This window comes from uncultured Winogradskyella sp. (assembly GCF_947501905.1).
In the GTDB taxonomy this organism is placed as follows: domain Bacteria; phylum Bacteroidota; class Bacteroidia; order Flavobacteriales; family Flavobacteriaceae; genus Winogradskyella.
Genome location: NZ_CANMXL010000004.1, coordinates 81,494 through 95,970, shown reverse-complemented (window position 1 = coordinate 95,970; position 14,477 = coordinate 81,494). Strand labels below are relative to the sequence as shown.

General features: G+C 33.6%; 13 protein-coding genes. 2 read left to right on the top strand and 11 right to left on the bottom strand.

Features of this window, described 5'->3' with window-relative positions; translation table 11 throughout:
* Positions 1 to 546 carry a hypothetical protein gene (locus tag Q0770_RS10285; RefSeq protein ID WP_299116615.1) on the bottom strand — a complete coding sequence of 182 codons (546 nt, stop codon included), beginning with the start codon at positions 544 to 546 and terminating at the stop codon, positions 1 to 3.
* 123 nt (positions 547 to 669) lie between these two features.
* On the opposite strand from Q0770_RS10285, the gene Q0770_RS10280 reads away from it, so the two are divergent.
* Positions 670 to 3,483: a trypsin-like peptidase domain-containing protein gene (locus Q0770_RS10280; RefSeq protein WP_299116613.1), complete on the top strand. Its 2,814-nt coding sequence runs from the start codon at positions 670 to 672 to the stop codon at positions 3,481 to 3,483.
* A 54-nt stretch (positions 3,484 to 3,537) separates the two neighbouring features.
* Here the strand turns inward: Q0770_RS10280 and Q0770_RS10275 are convergent, their stop codons facing one another.
* From Q0770_RS10275 to Q0770_RS10260, 4 genes are all read right to left on the bottom strand, one after another.
* Positions 3,538 to 4,773 carry a DUF6638 family protein gene (locus tag Q0770_RS10275; RefSeq protein ID WP_299116611.1) on the bottom strand — a complete coding sequence of 412 codons (1,236 nt, stop codon included), beginning with the start codon at positions 4,771 to 4,773 and terminating at the stop codon, positions 3,538 to 3,540.
* A 16-nt stretch (positions 4,774 to 4,789) separates the two neighbouring features.
* Positions 4,790 to 6,751, bottom strand: a complete 1,962-nt coding sequence (locus tag Q0770_RS10270; protein ID WP_299116609.1) for an AAA family ATPase — start codon at positions 6,749 to 6,751, stop codon at positions 4,790 to 4,792.
* Between the two features lie 22 nt (positions 6,752 to 6,773).
* Entirely contained in the window at positions 6,774 to 7,808 is a 1,035-nt protein-coding gene (locus Q0770_RS10265; RefSeq protein WP_299116607.1) for a hypothetical protein, read from the bottom strand.
* A 98-nt stretch (positions 7,809 to 7,906) separates the two neighbouring features.
* Complete coding sequence (locus Q0770_RS10260) at positions 7,907 to 9,256, bottom strand: microtubule-binding protein (RefSeq protein WP_299116605.1); 1,350 nt, start codon at positions 9,254 to 9,256, stop codon at positions 7,907 to 7,909.
* A gap of 286 nt (positions 9,257 to 9,542) precedes the next feature.
* Between Q0770_RS10260 and Q0770_RS10255 the strand changes: the two genes are divergently transcribed.
* On the top strand, positions 9,543 to 9,767 hold the full coding sequence (locus Q0770_RS10255) for a hypothetical protein (RefSeq protein ID WP_299116603.1): 225 nt from the start codon (positions 9,543 to 9,545) through the stop codon (positions 9,765 to 9,767).
* A 63-nt stretch (positions 9,768 to 9,830) separates the two neighbouring features.
* Here the strand turns inward: Q0770_RS10255 and ettA are convergent, their stop codons facing one another.
* The 6 genes from ettA to Q0770_RS10225 all read right to left on the bottom strand — a co-directional run bounded on the left by ettA (position 9,831) and on the right by Q0770_RS10225 (position 14,440).
* A complete protein-coding gene (gene ettA / locus Q0770_RS10250; RefSeq protein WP_299116601.1) occupies positions 9,831 to 11,522 on the bottom strand; it encodes an energy-dependent translational throttle protein EttA in 1,692 nt (563 codons plus the stop codon).
* Positions 11,522 to 11,704, bottom strand: a complete 183-nt coding sequence (locus tag Q0770_RS10245; RefSeq protein WP_188374275.1) for a CAL67264 family membrane protein — start codon at positions 11,702 to 11,704, stop codon at positions 11,522 to 11,524. The genes ettA and Q0770_RS10245 overlap by 1 nt, the downstream gene beginning before the upstream one ends.
* A 97-nt stretch (positions 11,705 to 11,801) precedes the next feature.
* Complete coding sequence (locus tag Q0770_RS10240; protein WP_299116597.1) at positions 11,802 to 12,518, bottom strand: pirin family protein; 717 nt, start codon at positions 12,516 to 12,518, stop codon at positions 11,802 to 11,804.
* 20 nt (positions 12,519 to 12,538) lie between these two features.
* The gene (locus Q0770_RS10235) at positions 12,539 to 13,411 is read right to left on the bottom strand and encodes a pirin family protein (protein ID WP_299116595.1); all 873 of its coding nucleotides are present in this window, start codon (positions 13,409 to 13,411) and stop codon (positions 12,539 to 12,541) included.
* 50 nt (positions 13,412 to 13,461) lie between these two features.
* Positions 13,462 to 13,899 carry a MarR family winged helix-turn-helix transcriptional regulator gene (locus tag Q0770_RS10230; RefSeq protein WP_299116593.1) on the bottom strand — a complete coding sequence of 146 codons (438 nt, stop codon included), beginning with the start codon at positions 13,897 to 13,899 and terminating at the stop codon, positions 13,462 to 13,464.
* Positions 13,900 to 13,909: 10 nt separating this feature from the next.
* Positions 13,910 to 14,440 (bottom strand): NADPH-dependent FMN reductase, encoded by a 531-nt coding sequence (locus tag Q0770_RS10225; RefSeq protein WP_299116591.1) that lies wholly within the window; start codon positions 14,438 to 14,440, stop codon positions 13,910 to 13,912.
* Between the last annotated feature and the right edge of the window lie 37 nt (positions 14,441 to 14,477).

Genomic DNA, 14,477 nt, shown 5'->3' with positions numbered 1-14,477 from the left:
TTACATTAAACCCTTATCCTTAAGGCGCTCGCGAGCAGATTTTTGGTCTACTTCTATATTCTCTTTTGATTCATTTACTTCTTCAACAACTTCTTCTTCAATTTTTGTGTCTTTCGATTTTAAATCTTCGATAAAGTCTTTTCCCTTTTCTACTGCGTCTCCAACCATATCGCTTATGGAGTCACTTTTCTCTTCAATAACTTCAGTAGATTTTATGACGAAACTTGCTAAATACGTCCCAATTAATGTTCCTACAGCAAATGAAGAAAAAGCAGAAATACCATTATAACTTGAAAAAACAGCTAAAGGCGTAAGAAACTCAACAATTAAAGCCGCTATTAAAACTAGAGTGACTACAAAAATAATTCGCGGTAAAATACTTTGCTTATATACAAAACCCTTAGGGTCATCTGCAGACATCTGCAATTCTTTGCTATTTACTATTTTATTTAATGCTCGATATAAACCATTGCCATTAGACTCTCTCCAGTACAGAAAAATACCAAAAAGAATTGCAACGATAAAAATTATAAGTTCAAGTCCCATAGGCTCTTTATTTATTTGACACCTAAATTAGATGAATGTTACGCGTCTAACAAATTTAATTATTTTATGTTTCTATATTAGATTATATTAGCGAGAAATTATTTGAAAATAAATCAAAATATTATGAAGAGAAAATTACTTTTTTTAGCATTCATTTTTAGTATTTTTATTAACGCTCAAGAAATATCAGCTCCACTAAAAATTGGTGATGAGGTTGAAGTCGACTTTACATCTAATAGTGAATACAACAATACAGATTCAGGAATAGTATATTCTAAAGAATTTAGATCTATTGGTTCTGGATATATAAAGGTGTATTTTGAAAATTTTGATTTAAATGATAATGACTACGTAAGAGTTTATGGAGAGTCTACTAATCAAGAGTTTATATACTCAGGTGCAGGTAAAATTATAAACCGTAATCAAGATACTATTGATAAGTTCTGGTCTAGAACAATTTTTGACGATCATATTATAGTAGAACTTCATAGTCAAAATGGAAATCAAAACCATTATGGATTTGATATTACTAAAGTAGCCTATGGATATCCTATAAATAAAATTACTGGTGCATTTGAAAGTAATAGCCAACAACTTGAAACTCTCTGTGGTGCAAATGACAGAGAACAAGCTGCTTGCTATGACGGTACAGAAATAGGTAGAAAATCTAATGCAATTTGTAGACTAGTAATAGGAGGTGCGAGTCTTTGTACAGGGTGGTTACTTGGTTCAGAAGGACATGTCATGACAAATAACCACTGTATAGGTAGTGCAGCTGATGCATCCAATACGGAGTTTTGGTTTAACTATCGTAATACAGATTGTACAGGGAATATTCCAGATGCTACCGATATTGTAGCTACCACAGCTACTTTTATTCAAACTAATGGTACTTATGACTATACATTAGTACAATTACCAGTTAACCCAACAGATACTTACGGGTATCTAAGTCTTGCCTCTACGCCTCCAGCTGTTGGAGAACGAATATACCATCCTCAACATCCAGGTGGTGTTAGAAATGAAATAGCCGTATTTACTGACGTTAACCCAGGACCTGGTGGATATACTACGGTTACTAATGCTGGTGATGGTGGTGCTAGAGTTGAATATTTTCATGATACTGCTGGTGGTAGTTCGGGATCGCCAGTATTGAGATTTGATGATCACTTAGTAATTGGACTTCATAATACTGGTGGTTGTCCAAATGGCGCTGCAGGTCGATCTGATGAAATAATAAATGACCTAGGTACTGTTCTTACTGCGATTGATGGTGCAATAGACGACCCTAACCCTGATTCACCAAGAATTAGCTTTGGTCTTACTCCAGGAGAAACTTCTGAAAGTACTAGTTGTGATTATCAAGAACTTACTTTTGATTTAAGGATTGCAATGCCTCCATCAGAAAATGCTGATGTAACTATTAGCACAACAGGAACAGCAACTGAAGGTAATGATTTTGAGATATTAAATGCAAATCCAATAACATTTTTAGCTGGAGAATCTGAAAGTAAACAGATTACACTTAGAATTTATAATGATGGCTTTATTGAAGGCAATGAAGAGTTTACACTTAACTTATCTTTAGATGCAAATGATGGAGATGCTATCTTAGCTGAAAATAGTAGTCTTACACATATTATAATGGATGACGATTTTACTCCTGATGTTGGAAGCGAATCCACAGTAATGTCAGATGACTTTGAAATAGACTTATCAAGTTGGGTTGTAACTGGAAATGGCGGTACTAATTTTGCAATTGGAAATGAAACAGATGCTTCTTCAGCAAACTGGAATGCTAATGGTAATAACTCTAGTTTTATTTTTGTTAATGATGATGCTTGTAACTGTGATATGAGTGAAGAACGCATTCAGTTTGCCACGCCAATAGATTTTTCTAACACAAACGATGCTTTTTTAAATTTTGATATAATATATCGTGATTCTAATGACCAATATGCTTCTGATGCATTTGTACAAACATCAATCGATAATGGTGCTACATGGCAAAATGCAGGTAATGAAATTCCTTCATTCAATAGTTGGGGTAGTATGAGTGTGGATTTATCTTCAGTTATTGGTCAACCTAATGTTCTTATTTCCTTTTTATATGACGATTTAGGAAATTGGGCATACGGAATGGCATTAGACGACATCTCTGTGACTGGTTTTGGAGAAGCGCAAATACAAACAAGTACTAATACAGATGATAACATGAATGAATTGCCTTTAAACGGCCCAGGAATTATGTATGCATACGGTTCTATGTCAGGCAATATTATGTCAAGTCTTACAAACAATAACAATGACGACTATGGGTGTACTACAATATTTGTTTCTAGAGAAGGAACTGGCGGAGAGTCATATCAAGGCTCAACAGGAGCAGATTTAGCAATGGACAAACAATTTAACATTAGCTCAACTGAAGATGTTACAAATGGAGATGTTAGTATCACATTCTACTTTAGTGAAGCTGAAATTGCAGGATGGGAAAATGCAGTAAGTGCAGCTGGGGGCACATACACTAGGGACGATTTATTTATTAACAGGAAGCCAAGAAATGGTACTGGAGAAAATACTTCTGCTACTTTAGGAACATATAATAATGGTGTAACTCTAACTGGTAATTTTACTAAGATAGATGGTGTATATACCTTTGCACCTCAAAAAGTTTTAAGCACTTCAGAAAATAATTTAGTCAACTTTAATGTATTTCCAAATCCAACAAAGGATATCTTAAATATAGAATCTAGAGTTGATTTTGATAAGATTGAATTATACAGTATTACTGGTAAAAAAATAAGAACCATTAGTCTCAATGAAAATAAGCGCTCTACTCAAATTAATATGAAAGATTTGAATATGGGTCTTTATTTCATAAAGCTGTTTCAATCGAATAATAGCCAATCTTCTGTCTTAAAAATAATGAAGAATTAGAGTACTAATAATATATAATTCAAAAAGCCGCATAAAATTACGCGGCTTTTTGAATTATATATTAGATGTTATTTCATTAATAACCCAATCTCTAAAAGATTCATCCCAAGTATCATAACTCTTATAAAACTGCTCTTTATCATACCAATATAAAAATAGCACGTCCTTCGGTGCTATATTAACTAAAAGCTTCCAAATTAAATCTTGATGCTGTACTGATAGTGAAGAATGAGGCTGATGCAAGGCAAAATACATCTGCTTGTCTACCATATCTTCTAGTTTATAGGCATTACTACGTTCCAGTTTTTCAAGATATAATTCAACACTCATGACCTGTTTACGCGATTTTATATCAATCTTATTAAGATAGCTCTTAAATAGCATGTTATCTGATAAAATATCATTAATAGGGTGCTGCGTATCAGTTAATATTTGCGCGAATTCATACCTTTTAATTCTCTCGTATTTACTTGTACTAACTATATCATCTAGGTTACATTCTATTATAATATGATCTCGAAGTTTTTCAACAAGTTCAGGATGCGATACATGATACATCAATACATCATGAACAGTATCTTTTATAGCTTCTTTGTAAGACGTCATGTCTTCAAAAACGACGATAGTCTTAATGAAATCTCTTAAAACATAAACACCACCATAAGCTTTGGTGTAAAAAGATTCAGATTGAAACTTAAGGTTTGGCAAATCCAAGTCTCTCCCTCTTAAATCACCATAAGCTTTAGCAGATTCTAGAATTTGAGCTTGTAATTCTTCATCAATAAAATTATGATTGGTTTTGAATTTTTCAATTAGCTGGAATTGCTCTCGTTGCTGATGGTACAAATTATCCATAAGATGAAAATTAATTGTAATCTCATCGTATTTAAGTACATCTAAAGGCTCATAAAATGTGTCAATTTTCTGGTCAAAATCTATAATTATAGCAGAATCTCGAGTAATATCATTAACCTTTTTTGAATACGTCTTAAAAATCAACTGCATCATGTCTCTATCAAAAGAATGATAAGGCGAATAGACAGGTTTTCTGTTCTGTAATGGTGAGATAATAATTCCGTGTGGATTAGATGGCCCGTTACAGAGATAATTATCATCTTTCTTCTCTTCAGCGACTTCTGGGCTCCAACCTACACCATCTATAGAGAATTTTTTGAGCTTAGTTGCTGTAAATCCTAGTTTAAGTAAACACTTGTTATAACGCTCAACGAGTTTACCACTTACCGGGATAAGCTCACTTCTATATAAATTTGCTGCTTTTAGTTTTTGCATCAGATTACTCTAATCTTTAGTCTAATTTACCAAACTGCTCACGCGCTTCGGTTTCAATATTTAACTGATTAACTCTTGCATCTACCTTGCGTTTAAAATCAGTATCAGCTATAGTGGCAACATTATCTAAATAGCGAATAACCTCTTGACGACGAATATCAGAGAAGTTTAACCCTTTCATGTTGGCCTTCATTAATTCTTGCAACATATTAAATTTGGTGTCGTAATCCTTTTTGAAATATTTGTCAGGATTTTCAAACCAATCTGGTTCCAAATCAAAATCTGTTAGGCGCAAAGATATTGCCGATTGTATGTTCCTAACATCACGCGATGAAAAGAATGGAAATATCTTCTGAATCTCTTTATACAAAGTCGCATAAAACATGTGATCTGTTGACTGATGCAATTTTTCGACCTTAGCAAATGTATCATGAACACGTTCTTCTGTTGGTTTTTCAACAGCATTTAAAATTTCTCCCATGCTTTTTGCCAAACCTTGGTCATCCAAATACTCATAGCCTTCAGGATTATTCATATTCACAAAGTCCGGCATGGTATCTTGAAGTTTTCGCCACCACAAATGGTCTTGATCTAAAAAATCATGTTCTGTACGCGCACCATCAATCTTAAAACGTCCTTGTACACGTGAAATCACAGCTTTGTCTAGCATTTCTGGTAAATTAGTAAATAATCCTACTGAACTATTACCATAGTTTACCGCATAAGCACCTTCGGTATATCTCAAAAACACACCAATAACTTCTTTTACACCAGCAGAAACACCTTGTGCCGTACGCTCTTGCAAATTATTTTCGGCATCATCAATAGGTGCAAAAATGAGTTTAGTTGGGTCTTGCAACGGTTTCATCCATTCTACCATTTTCTCAGCAGAACCACCTTGAAATGTACTAATCAACGTATCTGGCATTGGGTGAAATAAAAATGGAATATCAAGATTATCGCAGTGCTCTTTTAATCGTGTAGCTATTGCAGCAATAAGCATACTTTTACCTGTTCCAGGAATACCATACCCCATAAAAACTGGCATAAAACCGCCCAATTCCTGAAATGGATTTTTCTTAGCTTCAAAATCGTAACTCAGCATACGTTCTGTTAAACGACGTGCAAAATGCTTAGCATCTCTGTTACCAACAATCTGCTCGAACTGTATTTTGTTAAATTCTACACTTTTTGCAGTGCCTTCAAACGTATTGCTCCAACCGTCTATAGCAAAATCACTGTTTTCGAGCTTATATGCTCTATCACCTATAGTTTCTGTATACTCTAATGTACTTTTTCGTAGTTGAATTTCAGAAATTAAAGCTTCAAAATATACGACAGTGAAGTCTATAACATCTTTATCTGTCTTTATTATTTCAGGATGCCCAAGATATTTATCATAATAGAATAAGCTACACGAAATCCCTTTTAAAGGTGTCAAAAATGACACTTCTGGTATTCCAGCAAACTTCTGTTTCATCACACTTAAATCGTCTGAAGCAGTTGGTTTTAAATCATGTAAAATCTTATATGCTAACGAAAACAACATAAAAGCCGTTGCCGTATGCATCTTACTTTCATATTCCCGTTTTCCATTATTATCAAGTGCCGATTTATTCTCTATCAAAGATGATAATCCTGAAGCATCATAATAGCTATCTCTAATCCATAAACCCAAGCCAATACCTTCTTGAACAGCATAGAGTGTGTTATTAAGATGGACTGGAAGCGCAACAGACTCTGGTAACAAACGTTTTTTTAGCTCTAAAATGGTTTTTGAAACCGATGTCACTTCTAAACCACCATTACCTTTTGCTCTAGATAAGTACAATAAAATAGATTCATCCTTAGCATCTTTATCTTTGTTACGGGCACGCTCACCCTGCTCCCATTGAATACTTTTTATATAGGATGTTGCTTCATCACGAAGCATATCAAGTTCAGCTTGTTTTATAGGAAATGTTGAGTTGTGTTCCATATTCTAGATGTTGGCTTTTAGCTTATAAATCCGAAACTTGAATGGGCGGTTTAGCCAATTTGTCAATAACTTCGGGTGTTTTGTTATATAATAATTGAATAATACGATGTGGTGCCAAAACATATTTTTGCTTTATCACTTCACTCCAACGTTGAAAAGTTTGTTTGCTAAAGAAGCTACCTTCTTTAAACTCAGACGTGGATTTTATCTCATCTATTTTTAATGAAAACGCATAACTCTCAAGAGGAATTTCTTTTCTAGAAATGGCGTCTAAAATAGCATGTGTTATTTCATTTTCGTCTTTTGCAAAAACATTATGCAATGGTCCTAAATCAATTCGTTTTAAGTGCTTTGGTAGTATTTCTGGTAATTTTCTGTCTATAGCATATGCCATGGCGTCTAAATTCATTTTCCGATCAGCAGATTGCTTTATAGCTTGATAGATTTCAGCTTTTTCCTTATTTGGATCTCTTCCATCATAATTAAAGTACATAAAGCAAATAAAAGGTCTATTATGAGACACATCATAAAAGCTCCAACTGGTCATGTAATCTGCTATTTCAGGTTTTGGAGATTTTAGAATTTTACCTTGTACGAAACGATTAAAAATAAATTGCTGTTTTACATTAGTGTAATAAACAATTGATGCTGCTTGAAATAAACGCGATTTTTTAATCGGCTCTTTCTTCCGCATCAGCGTGTCTAAAAATTCATCTTGTAGAACATTGATATCTGTAAGCCTATTTAGATATTCTTCTCGAAGTGCTAAATCATTAAACAGATAACGAAACTCTAAATAATTAGGAAAACCTGAATCGGTTAAATCTATTTTCATGTTATCCTCATCATCATACATGTATTTTACACGCATTGCTTCAATGGAATACAGTAACAAATCACAATACTGCTTAAAAAACACCAATTCTTGCTCAGCACATAGCTGTTGCTGTTGCATTTTTACAATAAGCTCCTTAACTGTAAAATCTACCATCCGATGGTAAAACTCATACTGCTGTTTGGAGTCTAGTTGTGCTGAATCTAATGGGGTTACAATCATTTTCTTGTGTTCGGTAGACAGTAAATAGTAAGCAGTCTATAATATGCATTCATTAACATACTGTAAACTGCCGACTTAATTACTGAGTTACAAATTTATTATCCTAATAAATCGTCTTCTGCTTCTGGTTTTGGTTCTGGGTTATCTCCTCCAGAATTATCACCATCAGGGTTTGGCACCGTATTTTCGGAGTTATAGTACTCATCAAAGATTTCTTTCATATCAATCCCATAACGGTCTGCAAAATTTTTCTGCAATTCTATATCTTTATTTCTTATCTCTTTAAGTGCTTCTGCATAACTACCGTAAATACCTTGCATAACTTTCTCATGAACTGGAATGTTATCCATCATGTCCTGTCGTGCCTTAGCACTAGCTGTATGCATTGCGGCAAGCGTCTCTCCAATATGTTCATCGGTTTTAACACCTAAATGCTCTAATATTGCAGCAAACTCTTGGTCTGTACGAGCTTTTAACGCTACAACATAACCATCGTAGTATTTTAATCTTTCGTCAGTATCAGACTTTAATTTAGCACGATGAGTTTGTAGATTACTACGTAAAGACGTTAACACCTTAATTGTTAAGTTGTGTTTGTGTACAAAACTATCTTTTGATGCTGCCAATGTTGTATAGGCATTTTTAAGACCTTCCAATTCTTCAACAGATTGCTCTAACTTGGTAACTTTAGATAAAGCTTCTGAATATTCTGTAGATTGCTTATCTGCTACATCGGTTAATGCTTGACGCGCTTGTTTTAATAATGCATATTCTGCTTCTAGTTTATCTTCTACTTCTGCCTTCTTTTCTAAAGCCTTAGTGTGATTTTTACTAGCTTCGACAATTGCATCTTGTAATTTATCTTCTACTTCTTTAATTTCGACTTCACGATCTTTAAGACGCTTAATCGCTGCTTGACTTTTAAATGATAACTCATTTAGCAAGGTTTGTACATCGGCTGTCTCAATACGCTCTTGAAACATCGCTTTGGCTTTGTTATCAGCAGCGTCGCGCTCCTTTTGAGCAGATGCCAATTCACTTTCAGCATCTTTAATCTTTCCTTTACGTCCCCAAAGATTATTCCACCATGTATCTGGCTTATTCTTAGCATCTTCTAACTCGACTTTTGCACGCTCTAAACGTTTAATAGCGTCGTCAATGATTTTTTGTTCTGCTTTATTTAATGCTGAAAATCCTTCGAACATAATACCAACCTCATCTTGATAGTCAGTTAAGTCCTTTATAGCATCTAGAAGTGTAGTTCTATCTTTTTCTGCCATGTCAACAACATTATCTAATGTCGCATTAAGAATTTTTTGACGACTTTCTGGGTCATCTTCTTGAGCTAACTTAGATTTCATTTGGTCAATGGCTTTACCCCAATTGACATCAACTTTTTCAGGTTTTTCTTGTGAATTGGTTTCTAGTAAGTCAAAATCATCAGACATATTTTATAGTATGTTTTAAGGTTGTACAATTATGGTTAAGCAATTTCGTCATTTTTTATGATTATAAAAACTTTCCCAGCAAAATATAAGTATACCTATTATTAATATTGTTACATCTATTATAGATTGGCTAAATATCAAGTAAATACATGCTGTTTATCCCATATAGTAAACACTTAATCGTTAAAATGTTAATAAATAAATTGTAAAATATTTATTCTGAATAAGTTATAAATTCGACTTTTTTACTATATTCGCACTATATCCAAGTCTAAATTAATCAAAGATGAAAGGAATTTTCCTACTTAATTCTTCAGCTGTAAGTACTCATCAACTTACACTTATTCTCTTAACAGTATGCTTTGTTTTTATTGTTTTGATTGCTATTGCAGTAATTAAGATGTATAAACTTAAGGCTCAGAATAAGAAGCTTATGGAGACAAACGCTTTTAAAGAAGTTGATGAATCCTATAAAGATTTTACAAGTGGTCATCTATATGATGATGTATAAAAAATATTTTTAACAAAAAAACCAGCCTTAGGGCTGGTTTTTTTGTTTTTATGGTAAGCTAATTTATCTGACTAGTTTTTTATACTTAATACGCTTTGGCATTAAATCGCCGCCTAAACGCTTTTTCTTATTTTCTTCATAATCTGAAAAACTACCTTCAAAGAAATATACTTGTGAATCACCTTCAAAAGCTAAGATATGAGTACATATTCTATCTAAAAACCATCTGTCGTGACTAATTACTACAGCACAACCCGCAAAGTTTTCTAAACCTTCTTCCAATGCACGTAATGTATTAACATCTAAGTCGTTGGTTGGCTCATCTAATAAGAGTACATTACCTTCTTCTTTTAGAGTCATTGCTAAATGCAAACGGTTACGTTCTCCACCAGATAAAAGACTTACTTTTTTATTCTGCTCGCTACCAGAAAAATTAAATCGACTCAAATAAGCTCTAGAATTGACTTGCTTTCCGCCCATCATCACCAACTCTTGCTCATCACTAAAATTTTGCCAAATGGTTTTATTCTGGTCTATATTAGAATGTGATTGATCAACGTAAGCTATTTTTGCAGTTTCTCCCAAAGTAAACTCGCCTTTATCAGGAGTTTCTTCACCCATTATCATTCTAAAAATTGTAGTCTTTCCAGCACCATTAGGTCCAATGACACCTACAATACCTGCTTGAGGCAGATTGAAGTTTAAATCTTCATAAAGCAGTTTATCATCATATCCCTTACTAACACCTTTGGCTTCAATAACATTTGTTCCTAAACGTGGTCCGTTAGGTATATATATTTCAAGTTTTTCGTCAAGCTGTTTTTGGTCTTGACTCATTAATTTATCGTAATTCTTTAAACGTGCTTTTTGTTTCGTCTGACGACCTTTTGCACCTTGACGCACCCATTCTAACTCACGTTCTAATGTTTTTTGGCGTTTAGAAGCGGTTTTACTTTCTTGAGCCATACGTTTAGATTTTTGGTCTAACCATGACGAGTAATTTCCTTTCCAAGGAATACCTTCTCCTCTATCTAATTCTAAAATCCAACCAGCAACATTATCTAAGAAATATCTATCGTGAGTAACTGCGATAACTGTCCCTTTGTATTGTGCTAAATGATGCTCTAACCAATGTACAGATTCTGCATCTAAATGGTTTGTTGGCTCATCTAGCAATAGAACATCTGGTTCCTTTAATAGTAAACGGCATAACGCCACACGACGACGCTCACCACCAGAAAGCACTCCGATTTTTTTATCACCATCTGGAGTTCTTAAAGCATCCATTGCTATTTCTAGCTTTGTATCTAACTCCCAAGCATTTGATGCATCAATTTGGTCTTGTAACTCAGCCTGACGATTCATTAGCTTCTCCATTTTATCTGGGTCACTATATACTTCTTCTAATCCAAACTGATCATTAATTTTATTGTATTCATCAAGAATAGCTACAGTTTCTGCTGCACCTTCTTTTACAACCTCAAGTACAGTCTTATTTTCATCTAGTAATGGTTCTTGCTCTAGATAACCAACTGAGTAATCTTGAGAAAAAACAACATCGCCTTGATAATTTTTATCTACTCCAGCGATTATTTTTAACAATGTAGATTTACCTGAACCGTTAAGACCTAGAATACCAATCTTAGCACCATAGAAAAAGCTTAAATAAATGTTTTTTAAAACTGGTGTATTAGCAGATTGAAATGTCTTTGTTACACCAGACATTGAGAAAATTACCTTCTTATCGTCACTCATTATACTCTACCTTTTAATGCATTAAAAACCCACGCTATACAAAAGAATCCACCACCTACAGCCGCAAATCCCCAGCCAGCAACATCATCATATCTGAATGCTCCTAATCCAATTAAACATAATCCAACTATTATCATAATAACTGTAGCCCAAGCCAACACTGTATTTTTATTCATTGCCATATTTCAAAATTTTAAGGGAAAGACAAATATCGTATTTTTAGCCGAAAAAAGCATTCTTATTAAGAATGCTTTTTATCATTTAATTACCCTATTCTGTTTATATCATTGGTACCTCAATAATGATTACATCAGAAGTTACATTAGCCAGAATCTCTATATTTTCTATCTCATAAACACCTATAGCATCTCGTTTGCTCAAAGCTTCATTTGCCACTGTGATATTACCATCAGTATTGAAAATATAAAACCCATTCTGCTCTGATTTAAGCTTTAGCTCTATAGAATTACCAGGCTCCAAAGTAGCTCTGTATATATAAGCTTGCTGGCTTATTGGCAAAGCATCACCTTCTAATTTATCTTTAGGAGCAACAACCGTTTCGAGTAGATTCTTTTTACCTGTGTCAGAAAATTGACGTTGTTCATAATTAGGCTCAACATTCTTTTTTTCTGGCACAATCCATAATTGCAAAAAATTAACTTCTTCTGTTTTGCTGTCATTAAATTCTGAATGAGTTAAACCAGTTCCTGCACTCATAACCTGTATCTCTCCTACTTCAATTGCACGCTTATTACCCATACTATCCTTGTGAGATAAAGCACCTTTTAATGGAATAGAAATAATTTCCATGTTTTGGTGTGGATGCGTACCAAACCCCATTTTTGGTTTTACAACGTCATCATTTAAAACTCTTAATGCTCCAAAATTCATTCGTTCTGGATTCTGATAACTTGAGAAGCTAAAGGTATGATATGATTGTAACCAACCATGATCTGCATATCCTCTTGTGTTAGCTTTGTGGACTATTGTTTTCATAATATTACTTGTTTTTTTAGTTAAGAAGCTGGTAGAAATCCCATTTTTCCCATTTGGTAATCTCTTAAAGCTTCCATGATTTCAGTTTGAGTATTCATTACATAAGGGCCGTAAGTTTTCACTGGCTCATTAAATGGCTCTCCTGAAAGAAATAATAACAAACTATCCTCAAATGCTTCTATAGAAAACCCATCGCCATCTTGGTTAAACTGGATGAACTGATTTTCATTCAATTCTAAAACTTCTTTCCTATTAATCTTCGCTTTACCCTTTAACAAGTACAACATACCTTGATGCGAATTTGAAAAATGAATTGTCTCTGAACCATATGCCTTAGCATCAACTATAAAAGCATTAACTGGTGTTTGCGTTGCTATCTTTCCAAATTTATTATTAAGCTCTCCAGCAATTATTCTGGTTTCTATCATATCATCTTCAGAAAGAATACTATTAAAGTCATCATATTTTGCATGTTGATAATTTGGCTGAATCATTTTCTTTTCAGCAGGTAAATTCAACCAAAGCTGAATACCTTCTATAGTTCCGCCTTTTCTAACAAAATCTTTAGTTGGACCTTCTGCATGTATAATTCCACGACCAGCTGTTGTCCATTGTACATCTCCAGCTTTGACAATGCTTTCATTTCCTAAAGAATCACGATGTAACTGTTCTCCCTGAATAAGAAATGTAACTGGCTCAAAGCCACGGTGTGGATGTGGACCTAAATCAAATGGATTGCTTCTTTCATTAATTATATAAGGCCCATAATGATGCAATAATATAAATGGGTCTACCATATCTATCTGCTGAGTTGGTAATGGCTGACGTAAACGTATTGGTCCCATATTTACCATATCACTTCTCCCAACTCTTTTTATTGTATTTTGTTTCATGATGTTATGATTTAATATTTTCCATGGAAAATATATGATTAAAAAAATGCCTAACGCATTTTATCAAGAAGATTACTTAATTGCTCAGCTTCTGCTTCATTTAAATTTTTTAATAAATTTCTATTTAAATTTTTAGGAATAGAATTGAGTAATTGTAATCCTTTTTCTGTAATAACAATTTTAACTACTCGTCTATCGTGTTCTGATGGTAAACGATCTATATATTCTTTAGCACATAACTTATCCATTAGACGTGTAGCATTAGGTGAACGTTCTAACATTCTGTCTTTAATAGTCTGTACTTTCAACGGTTCATTTGCGCCTCTTAGGATTCTAAGAATATTATATTGTTGAGGAGATATCCCAAAGGGTTTAAAAAACTCATTTTGACAACTCGAAATCCAGTTTGCTGTATATATAATATTCAATAAAGCTTTCACTCTATTATTATCAAATTTTGAATTTATATCTTTTGATAAATCTCCCATTGCACAGATATTATAAACTATCTTTTAATTGCTTTACTTGTTCTAGTAATTCTGAATTTAATGCTACATCTGTAATTTTTCCATTAGAAAAGTTAGTTCCAAATGAAGGTAAAGAAAATTTTCCTACCACGTTTGCTCCCATATGCGGAAATGTGCTTGTTGCTGTTTGCAATACAGAAATACCTCCCCGACCTCCAGGTGATGTTGCCATTATAAGCATTGGTTTTTCTTGCCATAACTTTCCTTCTAAACGTGATACCCAATCCATTACATTTTTGAATGCTACTGCATAAGACCCATTATGTTCTGCCAACGATAATATTATACCATCTGAGTTTTTTAAATGATTAGAGAATGTATTTGCTTTGTCTGGTATGCCATTTTCATTTTCCTCATCTATACCATACATAGGCATTAGATAGTCATTTAAATCTAACTCTTCAATCTCGGCTCCGTGAACTAAACTAGATGCATAAACTGCTAACTGCTTATTTATTGATGCTTTACTATTACTTCCTGCAAAGGCTACTATTTTTTTCATGTCTTATTATTTTGATGATACAAATCTATGAAAAAAA

Bases quoted from the DNA above. Each gene is read 5' to 3' on its own strand.
- Q0770_RS10285 (WP_299116615.1), bottom strand. From the start codon at position 546: ATGGGACTTGAACTTATAATTTTTATCGTTGCAATTCTTTTTGGTATT.
- Q0770_RS10280 (WP_299116613.1), top strand. From the start codon at position 670: ATGAAGAGAAAATTACTTTTTTTAGCATTCATTTTTAGTATTTTTATT.
- Q0770_RS10275 (WP_299116611.1), bottom strand. From the start codon at position 4,773: ATGCAAAAACTAAAAGCAGCAAATTTATATAGAAGTGAGCTTATCCCG.
- Q0770_RS10270 (WP_299116609.1), bottom strand. From the start codon at position 6,751: ATGGAACACAACTCAACATTTCCTATAAAACAAGCTGAACTTGATATG.
- Q0770_RS10265 (WP_299116607.1), bottom strand. From the start codon at position 7,808: ATGATTGTAACCCCATTAGATTCAGCACAACTAGACTCCAAACAGCAG.
- Q0770_RS10260 (WP_299116605.1), bottom strand. From the start codon at position 9,256: ATGTCTGATGATTTTGACTTACTAGAAACCAATTCACAAGAAAAACCT.
- Q0770_RS10255 (WP_299116603.1), top strand. From the start codon at position 9,543: ATGAAAGGAATTTTCCTACTTAATTCTTCAGCTGTAAGTACTCATCAA.
- ettA (WP_299116601.1), bottom strand. From the start codon at position 11,522: ATGAGTGACGATAAGAAGGTAATTTTCTCAATGTCTGGTGTAACAAAG.
- Q0770_RS10245 (WP_188374275.1), bottom strand. From the start codon at position 11,704: ATGGCAATGAATAAAAATACAGTGTTGGCTTGGGCTACAGTTATTATG.
- Q0770_RS10240 (WP_299116597.1), bottom strand. From the start codon at position 12,518: ATGAAAACAATAGTCCACAAAGCTAACACAAGAGGATATGCAGATCAT.
- Q0770_RS10235 (WP_299116595.1), bottom strand. From the start codon at position 13,411: ATGAAACAAAATACAATAAAAAGAGTTGGGAGAAGTGATATGGTAAAT.
- Q0770_RS10230 (WP_299116593.1), bottom strand. From the start codon at position 13,899: ATGGGAGATTTATCAAAAGATATAAATTCAAAATTTGATAATAATAGA.
- Q0770_RS10225 (WP_299116591.1), bottom strand. From the start codon at position 14,440: ATGAAAAAAATAGTAGCCTTTGCAGGAAGTAATAGTAAAGCATCAATA.